Origin of the sequence: Salegentibacter maritimus (assembly GCF_016236975.1) — a bacterium.
Taxonomy (GTDB): Bacteria; Bacteroidota; Bacteroidia; order Flavobacteriales; family Flavobacteriaceae; genus Salegentibacter; species Salegentibacter maritimus.
The window spans coordinates 84,848-98,229 of the sequence record NZ_JAEHNY010000011.1 but is presented as its reverse complement, the minus strand read 5'-3'; the positions used below and the strand labels follow the sequence as shown (position 1 = coordinate 98,229).

At 34.2% G+C, this 13,382-nt stretch carries 12 protein-coding genes; 5 read left to right on the top strand and 7 right to left on the bottom strand.

Translation table 11 applies throughout. The features are described from left to right. The 4 genes from I6U50_RS12505 to I6U50_RS16095 all read left to right on the top strand — a co-directional run bounded on the left by I6U50_RS12505 (position 1) and on the right by I6U50_RS16095 (position 5,632). Entirely contained in the window at positions 1-660 is a 660-nt protein-coding gene (locus tag I6U50_RS12505; protein WP_198639078.1) for a DUF1266 domain-containing protein, read from the top strand. Next, positions 657-2,912, top strand: coding sequence for a tetratricopeptide repeat protein (locus I6U50_RS12500; protein WP_198639077.1), 2,256 nt, complete (start codon positions 657-659; stop codon positions 2,910-2,912). Before I6U50_RS12505 ends, I6U50_RS12500 begins: the two co-directional genes overlap by 4 nt. A gap of 108 nt (positions 2,913-3,020) precedes the next feature. After that, entirely contained in the window at positions 3,021-4,988 is a 1,968-nt protein-coding gene (locus I6U50_RS12495; protein ID WP_198639076.1) for a tetratricopeptide repeat-containing sensor histidine kinase, read from the top strand. A 5-nt stretch (positions 4,989-4,993) separates the two neighbouring features. Next, positions 4,994-5,632 (top strand): response regulator transcription factor, encoded by a 639-nt coding sequence (locus I6U50_RS16095; protein ID WP_193710645.1) that lies wholly within the window; start codon positions 4,994-4,996, stop codon positions 5,630-5,632. A gap of 231 nt (positions 5,633-5,863) precedes the next feature. On the opposite strand, the gene I6U50_RS12485 is transcribed toward I6U50_RS16095, so the two are convergent. Then, positions 5,864-6,871 (bottom strand): hypothetical protein, encoded by a 1,008-nt coding sequence (locus I6U50_RS12485; protein ID WP_198639075.1) that lies wholly within the window; start codon positions 6,869-6,871, stop codon positions 5,864-5,866. Positions 6,872-7,022: 151 nt separating this feature from the next. Here I6U50_RS12485 and I6U50_RS12480 point away from each other — a divergent pair, with 151 nt between their 5' ends. Next, positions 7,023-7,418: a hypothetical protein gene (locus I6U50_RS12480; RefSeq protein ID WP_198639074.1), complete on the top strand. Its 396-nt coding sequence runs from the start codon at positions 7,023-7,025 to the stop codon at positions 7,416-7,418. Positions 7,419-7,702: 284 nt separating this feature from the next. On the opposite strand, the gene tssD is transcribed toward I6U50_RS12480, so the two are convergent. From tssD to I6U50_RS12450, 6 genes are all read right to left on the bottom strand, one after another. Continuing rightward, positions 7,703-8,107 carry a type VI secretion system tube protein TssD gene (gene tssD / locus I6U50_RS12475; protein WP_198639073.1) on the bottom strand — a complete coding sequence of 135 codons (405 nt, stop codon included), beginning with the start codon at positions 8,105-8,107 and terminating at the stop codon, positions 7,703-7,705. Between the two features lie 100 nt (positions 8,108-8,207). After that, positions 8,208-8,897 (bottom strand): hypothetical protein, encoded by a 690-nt coding sequence (locus I6U50_RS12470; protein WP_198639072.1) that lies wholly within the window; start codon positions 8,895-8,897, stop codon positions 8,208-8,210. 167 nt (positions 8,898-9,064) lie between these two features. Beyond that, on the bottom strand, positions 9,065-9,637 hold the full coding sequence (locus tag I6U50_RS12465; protein ID WP_198639071.1) for a WG repeat-containing protein: 573 nt from the start codon (positions 9,635-9,637) through the stop codon (positions 9,065-9,067). 162 nt (positions 9,638-9,799) lie between these two features. Next, complete coding sequence (locus I6U50_RS12460; protein ID WP_198639070.1) at positions 9,800-12,169, bottom strand: hypothetical protein; 2,370 nt, start codon at positions 12,167-12,169, stop codon at positions 9,800-9,802. Positions 12,170-12,336: 167 nt separating this feature from the next. After that, positions 12,337-12,711 (bottom strand): hypothetical protein, encoded by a 375-nt coding sequence (locus I6U50_RS12455; protein WP_232804676.1) that lies wholly within the window; start codon positions 12,709-12,711, stop codon positions 12,337-12,339. A gap of 211 nt (positions 12,712-12,922) precedes the next feature. Next, a complete protein-coding gene (locus I6U50_RS12450; RefSeq protein WP_198639069.1) occupies positions 12,923-13,336 on the bottom strand; it encodes a hypothetical protein in 414 nt (137 codons plus the stop codon). Positions 13,337-13,382 lie beyond the last annotated feature (46 nt).

Sequence of the window (13,382 nt, the reverse complement as noted above, 5' to 3'; positions counted from 1 at the left end):
ATGATACAAGAAATAAGTCCCGAAATACAAGACCAGCTAAACTTATCTGCTTTGATTTTAAAGAAGAATTATAATAGTGCCGATTTAACAAGTTGGTTTGGTTTTAACCTGAATGACGAGATGCATGTAAAGCAAGCTAAAAGACTTTTAAACCTTTATGGTATTAAATCTGGTTTGCACTTACGCAATATCTTACAACGTTATGAAAATGGGGAAATGGCATCTATGGCTTTTGAAAAATTGGCGGCAGAATTTCGTAGTGACACAACAGATACTTTTAAAGTAAAATACGATGCTTTAGATCATCCCGGGATTAAAAGTACCTATAAAATAGTCTGGAAATACCGTTTCAGTTTAAAAGAGCATAAACTTATTGGTTATGAAATGGCTTATTACATTTTTTTAATGCGGTTGGGAGGTGTTCTTGGGTTTATCACTATAGAAGAAATTATGCTTCGGTTGGAGGATGCAAATACTCGTTTGAAAACACTTTTTTCCAGTTGGGGAGAATTTCATCGTAACGTATGTATTGGCGATGAATATGTGTTGGGATCTACAGAGCAGGATATCAGTAAATTTCCCGGAACAAAAACGCTGTGGGAGCATTACCAGCGTCTACATATACAACATGCCAATTGGTTTAAAGAATGGAAAAAATGAGTTTAAGAAAAGAAGAAGTTATACAGCATATTGAGCGTGCAGAACAGCTTTATAAGGCCAATCTCTATAAGCATTTAACACCCCATATTTCTGCAGTTCAGGAGAATTTTGAAGCATTAGATAGTGCTACAGAATATGCGCGATATTACCGGCTTGTAATGTTATATATTGCTGCTTTTGAGGAAATAAATATGCCTGTTATGCAATCGTACTTAGAGGCTCTGGAAGCTATAAATGAAATACAGGCGTCAGATTACGAAGTGATTTGCAGTTGCTACCACCAATGTCCCGGTGCTGTTTACGAAAAAGCATTAATGCAATACCCTTATAACGAAACTTTGCATTTACATTATGCATTAAAGCTACAAAATGAAAAAAGATTCTTAGAAGCAATAGGCATTCTTAAGTATATATTAGAGTGTTATCCTGCCACCACCGAGGCAAGACTTTTACTGTGGGAGATTGAAACAGCCTATTTAGAAGAATTATGTTGTTCAACTGAAGAAGCAAACTGTTATGAATTACTGGACTTAGCATCTGCCACACATAATTTAGAAGTTTTAAAAGGTCTGGAGTTAGACGAGCGTTTAGATGAAGCAAGCAAAAGCTTAATCTACATACAAATTGCTTTATGGGAAAAGAGATCTGTAGAGATATTGGAATACTGGAAGACAGAATGGAAATTGCTGGAATTATCTGATAGAGCTCGTTATTTATTGGCAGATTATGCCAGGGCATTTATGATGTATAATATGGTTTCCCAAATTTTAAGAGCACCATCTAAACCAGAATTTCCTACAGACGAGTTTACCTCTTTTCAGGAATATAAAGAATATATGAAGGCTGTTTCCAATTCGGGTTGGCAACTGGCGCAGCATCATTATTTATTAGTGGGGAATTCAGCCTATTTTCATACCGGAGATAGAAAGGTCCTTAATATTTGTGTTGAACAGGGGCTAGCGCTAAATCCTAAAAATCCTTTGTTATTAGTTTTAAAAGCCAAATCGTTCTATTTAGAAGAAAATTATAACCAGACCGCAGCAGCGTATCACGAAGCCTATAGAAACGGACTCGCTATGAGCGAATACTTGTTTTATTTATTAGAAGTAAATAATAGGATACAGAGTTGGCAGGGTATTTTAGACATTGTAACCCAGTTTCATAAAAGAAAATCGCCAACGCTTAAAACCATGTTTTTTAAAGCCCGGGCTTTAGTGATGTTGCAAGAGTTTGATGCCGCGCTTGAAGTTATAAATGAAGCCCTGCAAGACTTTCCCTTACCAGCGCATTCTTATGCTCCCTGGTTTTATAATTTACGAATGCTTATACATAAACGGAACCATAACTATAAGGCATTTCTAGAAGATATGCATGAAGAAATTAATTACTATAAAATAGGGGATAGTGATTATTGTAGTACCATGAATATGTGTGTAGAAACCATTTTTGAAATGGGCGATTATGAAGAGTGTTACAAATTCGCAATTTATAATTACGAGCAGGAACAATTATCACCAGAGCTGTATCCAGTGCTCCAGTGGTTGTGTTTTTATGATTTTTTAATTGAAAAGCCAGATGATTTAAACGATGTTACTGAAAACGATTTAATTGAAGAGCCTACCACATTTATCGATTACAGGAATAATGGATTATTACATTGGATTATGGGAAATCATGATGCAGCAACAGCATCATTAGAGCTTGCCGCCGGCCTGACAACCAATAAAGCCTACTATCTTAAACTTGCCTTAACCTGTTCAAAAGAAGCTTTTCATAATTCTAAAAGTATAAGGCTTTGCGAAACTATAAAAAAAGAGCTCCCAGAATCTCAAGAATGGAAAATAGACTTTGATTATGCTAATTTATTGAGAGAAGAAAAACAATATAAAGCGGCATTACATTCGTTTAAGCAGGTGTTACAAGGTTACCCAGATCATTCTTTTTTTCAATTTCCAAAAGACGACAATCATGTTATGCTAAGAAGCTTAAAAGAATGTGCAAAGGAGTTAGGTGATATTCACGAGCTCATCAAATATAATGCGATGCTTTTAAGCAAGGATAATCCGTCTATAAATTTATTAAAGGAACATCAGGAAATAACAAACGAGAAAGACAAACAAGATATTTTTGTAAGACATAATTTATTAGAAGGCTTGTTTCAATTAGGTACAGATATGAGTAAAGCCGAAAGTGACGAGTTAATCCAAATTAAAACAAAAATAAGAACCAATTATTTCGCTGAAAGATGTTAGTTTTACTCGATAATCGAGATTTAATGTTTCAAGGCCTGCCCCAAAATCAAAAAAGAATTCCATTTAATGCCTTGTTGGCTTGCCCCGAAGTAATTTACTGGTTTTAAAATGATACCGCTTAAAAATTATACAAGCTTATTTTTATTTCTATTCTTAGGAATATGTAATGTTAGCCTAGCTCAAACACCAGAAAGTACGCCACTTTTAGATTCGCTTTCTAATGTATATGCAGAAAATTTATATACAAACCCGGAAGTTGCGAAAAAAGCAGCCCAGGAATGGTTGTCAAAAAGTGAGGCTTTAGATAAGAAAATCCATATAGTTAGGGCACACTATGCTTTGGGCAACCTAGGCAACATTTCGGGAGATTATAAAAGTGCTGTAGACCAGGCTGCAAAGGCCATTAATTTACTTAAAGAGCTTAAAATAGAAAATGGTTTGGCAGCCGCTTATAATGTATTAGCGCTAGGGTATAAGAACCTTGGGGATTATCCCAAAGCAATGGATGGTTTTATGCAATGCTTAGCTTATGCAAAAAAAATAGGCGGAAAGAACCAGGAAGCAAATGCCTATCAAAATATTGCCACACTTTATGTGCTACAAAAAAAATACAATAAGGCTGCTGAAAATTTAGATCGTGCCGCTAACTTATATCGGGAATTAAAAGATGACGACGGTGTACTCACTACCTTATTTAATTTTGCTAATATTTTAAAAGAACAAGGCAAGTTTGATCAGGCTCGTAAACACTACCAAACAGTTTTAAACTATAGAAAGAGAGAGGGGAACAAAGCCGTGATAGCTTATATAAATATTAACCTGTCACAGATGTTAGTTGAAGAAGAGCGTTGTGAAGAAGCAGTGGTTTCCTTAAAAAGAACATTATCGCTGTTAAAAGAACTAAAATTCAATTCTGATATAGCGATTGTATTAAATGATCTGGGCTTATGTGAAAGTGAATTAGGTAATAACAAAGAAGCAATAACCTATTTTGAGCAAGCCCTTGCCATAGGGGAAGATCAGTCTTTGTTAACTTACAATTCTAATATATATATAAATCTTTCCCAGCTATATCAAGGTCAGGGCGACTATAAAAATGCTTTAAAATATTACCAAAAAGGAGTAGATACCAAATCTAAACAAAACTCACTTGATAAAGAAAAGTATGTCGCAAATCTCCAGGAACGTTACGAAACCCAGTTAAAGGAGACGCGAATAGCATTGTTGGAGAAAGAACAAAAGTTGGGGGAGGCAGAACTGCAAAAAGCAGAGCTTACTGTTAAACGGCAGGGAATTGTAAGAAATGCGTTTATTGCGGGTTTTATATTGGTTTTAATATCTTTAATTATACTGCGGCTTTTTTACCTGCAGCGGCTTAAAGCTCAGAAAGAATTGAGTGAGCAACAGGAAGAAAATGCAAAGCAAAAGATTAACCAGATGATGAAAGACCATAAATTATCTGTAATAGAACGTTACCAGGAAGGACAGGACGAAGAAAGAGCACGTTTAGCCCGGGAGATACACGACGGAATTGGAAGTGACCTCGCCGGAATAAAAATTGCCTTTGAACACTACATAGAAACTCAACCAGAAAAACCACAAAGTAAAAGAATATTGAATGCTATTGGTAATGCTTGTATAGATATACGTGCGCTTTCCCATCAATTACATCCCTTAGCTTTTTCAAAAATAGGTTTTAGTAGTTTTCTTAGGGATTTTATAGATAAAATTTCTAAAAGTGCAAATATTGATATTCAAACTTTTTTCTTTCCGGAAGAAGATATTGATCGGTTACCGGAGGAGCTCCTTGCCGAAGTTTATAGAATTGTACAGGAATTAGTAAATAACATTCTAAAACATTCCCTTGCCACCCAGGCCGAAGTACAACTTACCAGGCATGAAAATCACTTAAATATTGTGATTAACGATAATGGACAGGGATTTCAGGAGAAGAAAAAACAAGGAATAGGATTACGAAATATAAAGGACCGCTTGCATAAGCTACAAGGTACCATAGAGATAGACAGCAGTGCAAGTAGTGGTACCTCAATTATGATAGATATTCCCTTAAATTAAAAACTGTGAAGAAAGTAAACATCATTATAGCAGACGATCATTTAATGTTTCTGGAAGGTATAAATACCATATTTAAGGATATGCCCGAAATAGGAGAGGTTCATTTAGCCACCGAGGGGAAACAGGTACTTAGACTGCTCAATCAATTTGAGGTTCATTTAATTATAAGCGATATTAGTATGCCAAAAATGGATGGTATAGAATTGCTTACGGAAATTAAAAAGAAACATAGTGCTATCAAAATTATCATCTTAAGCATGTTGGATAATCATAGAACGGTGCATAAGGTGATTCAAAAAGGAGCAGATGGTTTTGTGCCAAAATTTACAAGTAAAGAAGAATTGCAGAAAGCTGTACGTACTGTATTAAATGATGAACAGTACTTCTCTGATATTATAAAACAACGATATATGGAAAGCGTTTTTGAGCGTAAGAAGTATAAAAACATAGAACTCTCACCACGCGAGAAGGAAGTGTTGGCACTTTTAGGGGAAGAGCTTACCTCAAAAGAAATTTCGGAAAAGCTATTTATTTCTGTGAATACCGTAGAAACTCATCGTAAGAATATTCTTTTAAAAACCGACTCTAAAACCACTACAGGGGCAGTAAAATATGCCATAGAATCTGGGTTGTTTGATACCTAATTTGGCTTGTGTTCAAGATTGAGTTTTAATTTTTAAGGCCTTCCGAGGTAACTTTATTGTCATGGCATTTTAAATGCTTCAGGGCCACTACCTAAAATAAAATAGGTTTTTACTGGCACCGCCAAAGGGTATAATATCCCAGGGTCTGCCTCGAAATTAAAAATTTGTTTTCAACGAAGCCCTGTGGGCTTGCCCCGAGGTAGTTTACGAAGCCTTGCTGCTTATCTTAAGTTAATTTGTTTGTTGATATATAGCATTAATTCCTTCTGCTTCTATAGCATTTTTTATCTGATTAAACTCTTCCTCGTAAGATGTCGTATCATTCTGGTCTGTTATCATCTCTCCCCGGTATATGTGTCGGGTATCTAAATCAAAATACAGGATGTATAAACCTTTCTGTGGGTTTTGGTATTTTCCTTCACCATCATTCTTTATACGTTTATCATCAAGGTATTGTACCCAGGCCGCTTTAGAAAGGGAAGATTTGTCTAAATATATTTTTCTGTAATTACTAATTTTAAAATAAGGGAATGCTTCGCGTATGTTTGTTCCTATTTTTTCTTCAATCTTTGTTTGTAAGGATGGGAAACCCTGTATTTTTTTTGATAATAGAAAATCTTTGATTTGCCAGGTATTTGTATGGGTTTCAAGTGGTATTTCTATGAAACCTTCTGGATATTGAGGAGTTTTAATTAGTAAATGCTGACTATATAAACTGTTCAATTCGTTGTAAGACTGGTTTAATCTTTCCATAAATTTAGGGATCAAATTGTCCAGTACTTGGGGAGTTAGGTCTTCTTTAAAAATTAATTCAATGCTTTCAATTTTGAAGTTAACATCCAGCCCGCTACTTTTAAAATCATTTCTAATCGCTTGTTTTGTTTCATAGATATTTATAGACTCTTTATAAAGATCATTAAAGGTAAGCTTTTCGGAGCCATACAGAGGCAAAGTATCATTTACTAATATGTTTTTCGCATTAATATGCGTGTAGAATTCAATTTCGGGTATTTTTTTATTGTAGATATGTACACTAAACATATTAGGATTCATCGTAGCAGCGTTAAAAAAGCGATTTAAATTTTTAAAATCTAATTCATCTTTATACTCTCTTTGTAAATATGTTTCGATATTTTTTGCAGCTTTATTTTTAGAGATACCACCAAACAATCTGGCGCAGCTACTAAAACCAATTACAATTACGCCAAGTAGTATTCCAAAGTATATCATTTGTTTCATAGTTATCATCTTGATTAAACTAAATTATAAGAATGTTGCAAAAACGGCCTCACGGAATTCCGTGAGTTTTCACTTTCATTAAAAGAAGTCAGTGTTTATAGAGGGGTACAGGGTATTTTTGAAGCATTAATTATAACTAAAGATATTTATAATGGGACTACAAGAAAAAAAAGCAGCTAAAGCAATTGAAGATCAATATTTAGGAGACTACCAAAAGGAAATAAATCAGACGGTAGGTAAAGAATTACCTGTTAATATTAACTGGGATACTTTTGAGCTAGACTTTATAAAGTTTGTGCCAAGTGTTTGTTTACAGCGTCTTACCGATGCACTAAAGGAGGTTTGTGAAGACGATATGGGTAAGGAAGCTATACAGGAGAGTATCTCGTCTATTGAGGTGTATTGTATACCTAACGAAGGTGCAGAAGATAAAAAAGAATTAAAAATAGAAGATGAGGTATTTTCTCTTACAGCTTGTTGGGGCGGCCACCACAGCGGATATTTCTCTGATCTTGTAATACGTGAATTCCTGGAGAATAATCTATAAAATAACCTGGGAGAACCAGGCTATTATAAAAAAGAAGCTGTAGGAAAAGGTTTTAAAATCGTCATCTTGAATTTATTTCAAGATCTAACGTGTTGGTAATTAAAAACATGTTAGAAGCTGAAACAAGTTCAGCTTGACTAGAATAGACTTTTCAGACAGCTTTTTTTATTGGCACCGCCAAAGGATATAATACCTTGAGGTTTGCCTGGAAAATATAAGTTTATGTCCAACAAATATCTCGTGGGCTTACCTCAAGGTAGTTTATTTTAAAGTTTAGCGTAAAATTAATTTATAGGTACAGTATTAAGCTCTACACCTCTTAAAGAAGCCGAGAAGTATACACCTTGTTGGGAGTATGGATTATTTTCCATAAAAGATTGATTAAAACTAGTTACAGAAGAATTTTGAAAATTAAGGCTTAATTCGGGTTTGTCCTGATGCTTAAAGAATACCTGAATAGAGCCGGCCCATTCACCTTCCTGGTTGGCTACCCAGTTTAAGAGGAACTCATCTATTTTGGAGTTTATAGATCCAGATAAGTAAACTTCGGTTGTTTTTTCAGCATCTTTTCCATAATTATGAGAAGTAGAAAAGTTATAATCAAGTTGGCTCAACTCAAATTTTTTTATGCTATTCTCGTCTCTTTTTAAGATAATTTCTATTCGGTCTATAATATTGTTTTGTTGCATAGTATATACTTTTTTACTCGATAATCGAGATTTGTTAAGATAGTTATCGTGACCCAGAGGCTGGCCTCGAGTTAATTTACTTTTTAATTATCGGAAGAATTTATAGGTTTTTCTCTATTTGATTTTGTAGCTGGGCGGTGTCTGGAAAGCTTTTTAGTGCTTTAGAAATATCAATGGTAATTGAAAGCATATTTTCTTGTAATAGCACGTTGTTTTCTGAACCCAACTTAAAATTAAGCGAGGAAATTGATTCAGAAAAAGCTTCGTTGGCCATTTTATCTTTGGCAATGTTGGAGAGGGTTTCTTTTAATAAACCCAACACTTTAGAAGCATAAAATTTTTCAAGATCTGTTGGAGTTTCTTTGTAAGAATATGCTATAGAAACTTCTTTCCCTAAAGAATCGTTTAGTGCCAGTTCTAAGGCCTTAATGTTTTTCTTAAGCTGAAGTAGGCTAGGTATTTCGCTTTTATCTGGGCTAAAAGGAATTCTACCGTCAGAGAAAAGATAGGCATATTTATCGATGTTACTCATAGAGATCGTAGAAATAGAATGAGATGCTATGTATTGAAAATGAGCTTTATGGTCGTACATATCAGCTAACAATATCACTTTCTTTTCTGTACAATGATTTACAAAAAAGCCGGAGGCACTACCGGAATGGGTGCTAATACTTACCTGTGGCATTTGGGGCTTTTCTTGTTTCCTTTCTTTATTTGCTATTTCCTGTAGTATTTTTACAACCTGATCTGTATCTAAAGCAGGTAATTCTAACATTGTTTTAAAATCCATGTTTATCTTTTTTAAAAGTGTAACAAAGATGCTTAAACCCGGAAGAGATTTTGTACCTGTTTTCCGTGATATTTTAGCTAAAAAAGCCTTAGGGATATTTTGAAATTCTAAGGCTTTTTTTGATTGGTAAACAATTTAGTGGTAGGCTGTTAAGCCAATGTTTATTGCTACGGTTGTGATGTTGATTCTATTTTGTTTCCTTCTTTATCAATTTCAAACCATTCGTCACTTTCCACTCTTTTATGGTCATCTAAATCGTAATATGTTTTTACTTTATAAGTGACTTCGGCTTTTCCATTTTCAAACCATTTGGCAAACTCATATTCACAGGGAATTACTACCTGGCCATATTTATTTGCGTACCCCATTTTACCATTTCTAAGAACTCTCGTTAAGCCTTCATTAAAGGGTTCGGGGCCATTGTCGAACATAACAAGGTCAAACAAAACATTTTGGTTCCTGTCTATAGCAATCTGCCGCCCATAGGTAGTATCGTTAGGATGTTCTAAAACATTGGCGTAAAATTCCAATGTGTCAGTTCCGTAATATGCATATTTCCCAAATGGAATGATGGTATCATTGTTCTCATTTACATATGCTACGCTTACACCAAACTGTAAATATTCCTGATTTGTTACGGCTCTTAGCTTAGTAGTAGAAACCGTATCAGATATAGGTCTATCATAATATTTGTGATTGGTAACTTCTTTTTTAATGTGGTTTTTACACGAAAAAGCCATTGAAATAGTAAAAACCAGTATTATTATTTGTCTTTTTTTTATTAGCACCGCCAAAGGGCACAATAGCCTCTGGTTTGCTTCTAAATTAAAGATTTGTTTCCAACGAATGCCTCGTGGGCTTGTTCCGAGGCAGTTTACTTTTCTAAATAGCATGAGAATTAGTTATATATCTTTAGTGAATTCTTTTTTTAGTTGGGTGTAACCCGGTGTTATGAGGTATTTGTATTTATTAGGGTTCATATTGAAACCACCAAATTTGGAAATGTAGTATTTTAATTCTTTCAACTTCAGTTTTTGAAAGTACTCCGGTACATCATTTTCAAATCGGCAACCGTCAATATCTAAGCGATCCAGTTTCGGTAAATCTGCAATCCAGGTGGGAAGATCTACAAACTCATTTCCACCAAGCGATAGGGTTTCTAAGCTTGTCATTTTTTTAATATATTCAGGTAAAACTTCAAAGTTATGACCAATTAAAAACTCAGTAAGTTCTAATTCAGTAATGCTTTCGGGGATAGTATTTACTTCCCTGCTAATACCAACAAAGCTCAATTTCTTCAAAGATTTAAATCGGTTTAATTTAGAATAGCCTTCCATTCCAAACTCATAACTCAAAGCTATTCTTAGATCATGCAATGCCGGGGCATGTAAGGCTTCAAGTGTTTTAAATCGGGTATAGCTTAAATCTAAAACTTTTAAATACGGTAATGACACCCGTGGAAATATAATAGAAGCCTCATAATGCCTTATATCTAATGTTTCCAAATTTGGTGTACTCTTAAGTATGTCCTCAAGGTTGTTTGCTTTGTAAGAAGATAACTTTAAGTACTTTAATTGAGGCGCCGGCTGCGTGGTAAGAACTGCAGTACTTTCTTCCTCATTATTTAAATCCAGATGTTCCAATTGTGTACAATGCAATAAAACATCTTTGTAATTCGCTGTATTGGTGTGGACTTTCAAAGTATTTAAAGCCTCCGGCTTTGGCAAATACTGCGTTAGTTCTTCTTGCGTGTTTTTGTTCTTATTTATTTGTGAAAACTTTAATTTTTTAGTAATTAAAGTTTTAAATAAGTTTTTAGGATTTTCAAGAATAAGGTGAGCAAAGCTAGCTGAATCAGTTTCTAGGTAATGTTTTCCGGGAATAAACTCTTTTATCACAAATAGTTCTAATTCTTTAATCTTTTTAGGTAAATTATCGCCTTGTAGTATAAGCTTGGGGCAACTATTAAAACTTAAATACTCTAAATACGGTAATTTTTTTAGACCCTCGGGAAACGATTCCATGTTTGCATTGCTTATACTTAGGGATTTTAGTTGTTTGCATTTATCTATGTTACTAAATAAAGTTTCGGTGTTACTAACCATATGAATGGCTACAGATTCAAGTGTAGGCAACTCTCCCAGTCCTAAAGATAGATTGGTGAAATCAGGATTATAATAGATTTTCAAACTTTTAAGATTCGGGAAATTCTTTGGATTTGCTAAAACATATTCCAATATTTTTACATCGCTAATTAATAACTCTGAGTTTAAAAAGGAGGTGCCAGTATTTAGTATAGGTATGTTTTTATCTAAGCTGAAGGAGTTGCAACTTTCTGTAAAAAGCTGTTTGTCTTTTATTCCTTTAATTGATGGAATTTCCCTAAAATCTATGCTTGATAGATTTTTTAAATTTTCAAGTCCGTCTGGAATTTCCTTTAAGTTGGGACATTTGTAAATTTGTATACGTTGAAGGTTTTTAAGACTGGTAAAACTATTGGGGAGTTTACTAATATTTTCCAGCCGAATAAAACTTAATTTCTCTAAACTTAAAGGAAGCTCAAGTTGCGAAGCATCTGTTAAGTTTACTTTTAAGAAAGTCAATTCTACTAAATTAGAAAGTTTATCTAAATGAAGCGAAGCTTGAAAACCTGTAGAAATATTTTCCAGGTCTAATTCTTTAATGGCTTCCAGGGTCCAAAAACTATCGGGGAAATATGCTAATTCAGGTAGGTCTAAATTAACAATTTCCAATTTTTGTAAATTTCCAATGGCCTCAGGTAGTTTTTTATAACTTCCTTCTATTTCCAGCACCTCAAGTGATTTTATATCACAAATTTCATCAGGAATTTCTTCTGAAAAGACTTCTTTAATGCGAAGTTCATTGATTCCATTTAAGCGTGAAATAAGGTCTGGTTGTTTCTCTAGTTTTTGAACAATAGCGGTATTGTCCATAAAAACTAAGGAAAAGCCCATCATATTATAGAGTTTTCCAATAGGGAATAAGGGATCTTTGGTGCCAAAATGAAGTAAGGTGTTAATTACTTTCTCGGAGCCTTTTCCGTTTTCAGGCAATTTATTACGTGTTTTAAACGCGCTATTTATCTCGGAGGTACCATATTCTTGCAGTATTTCAGAAATTTCAGCAATAATTTCTTTGTCCCTGCTTATTTTGCCTACCAGGAAAAGCTCATATAAAAAGGCTTCGGGATAGTTCTTTTCTGCTTTTATACTTTTATAATAGGTGGTAATGTATTCTTTGTTAAATTCCATTTTGATATCTTGATAGGGTTGAGGGTGCAGTCTTTTTTTATTGGCACCGCCAAAGGGTGTAATACCCCGAGGCTTGCCTTGAAATTAAAAATTTGTTTCCAACGAATACCTCGTGGGCTTGCCCCGAGGTAGTTTACTGTAATAGATAAAAAATATTATAAGCCATATTATATAGTTATACCGTGAATTGCTTCCATCCTTTTAAGAATAGTAGGTACAAACAATGCGAATTTTGCATTGAATTCTTCCTGGGATTTTGACTTGTTTAAATTATTTCCCATAATTGTCCAGGTGGTATACAAAGCATTTTTTAAATCACCTTCCCCGGTATCAATATTCAAAGCTCTCATCAATCTTAAATTTTCATCATCATTGTAAAAACCGGTTTCTTTTACGATTTCAAAAACCCGCTCAAATATGCTTTGGGTGTGCATGAGTTCGCTAATTTTTAGGGCTGGGTCTTGAGTATCACTTACAGCTTCAAACACATTTACCATTAAACTTTGCACTTTGCGGTTAATGCTAAATTCTAAATATTTCAAACCTATATTGTTCTTATTATTCACAACAAAAATAAACCTGTCACAAAATAATTTTATCACGGTATTCAGCGATTTCTGTATTTAGTTCTTTACAGAGCATTTTTAGGTTTGTTGATTTTTGCACATGCTATTTTATGTTTTTAATTGGTATCGCCAAAGGGTATAATAACCCGACTTAGTTTACTATCATTGTAGATGTTATTGAAATATTTTACCAATAAGTTCCGACTAAAAATGTTAATCTTATAAATGCAATAACACTTTCTGAAGTCAGTTGCAAGGGCGCTTTTAAATCGGTTATTTCTTCATCATCTATAAAAACCACAAAAAGTCCGTCTTTAAAAGCGAGTAGAACATTATCAATGGCTTTTTGCATATTAGCCAAATCTTTATTGGCTAGTTCGCCAAAACCTATTTTACCATTTTGCGCCTGTTCTTGTATTTCTGTAGGGCTTAAAAAACCAATAACATTAACTTCCAGGCGTTTTTTGTTGAAGTCTTCTACCTGGTTTTTTACGCAAGCGACTAATAATTCTTCCAGGTTTTTTGGGGTTTCTTCCAGTTTAAATGGGACTTGTTTTACCTTTTTTTTACCAAGTCTTTTCAGTTGTAATGTGAGTTCCATTTGTATAGAGATGTTTTTTGCGTTAGGGATTGTCGTGAAAAGCCCA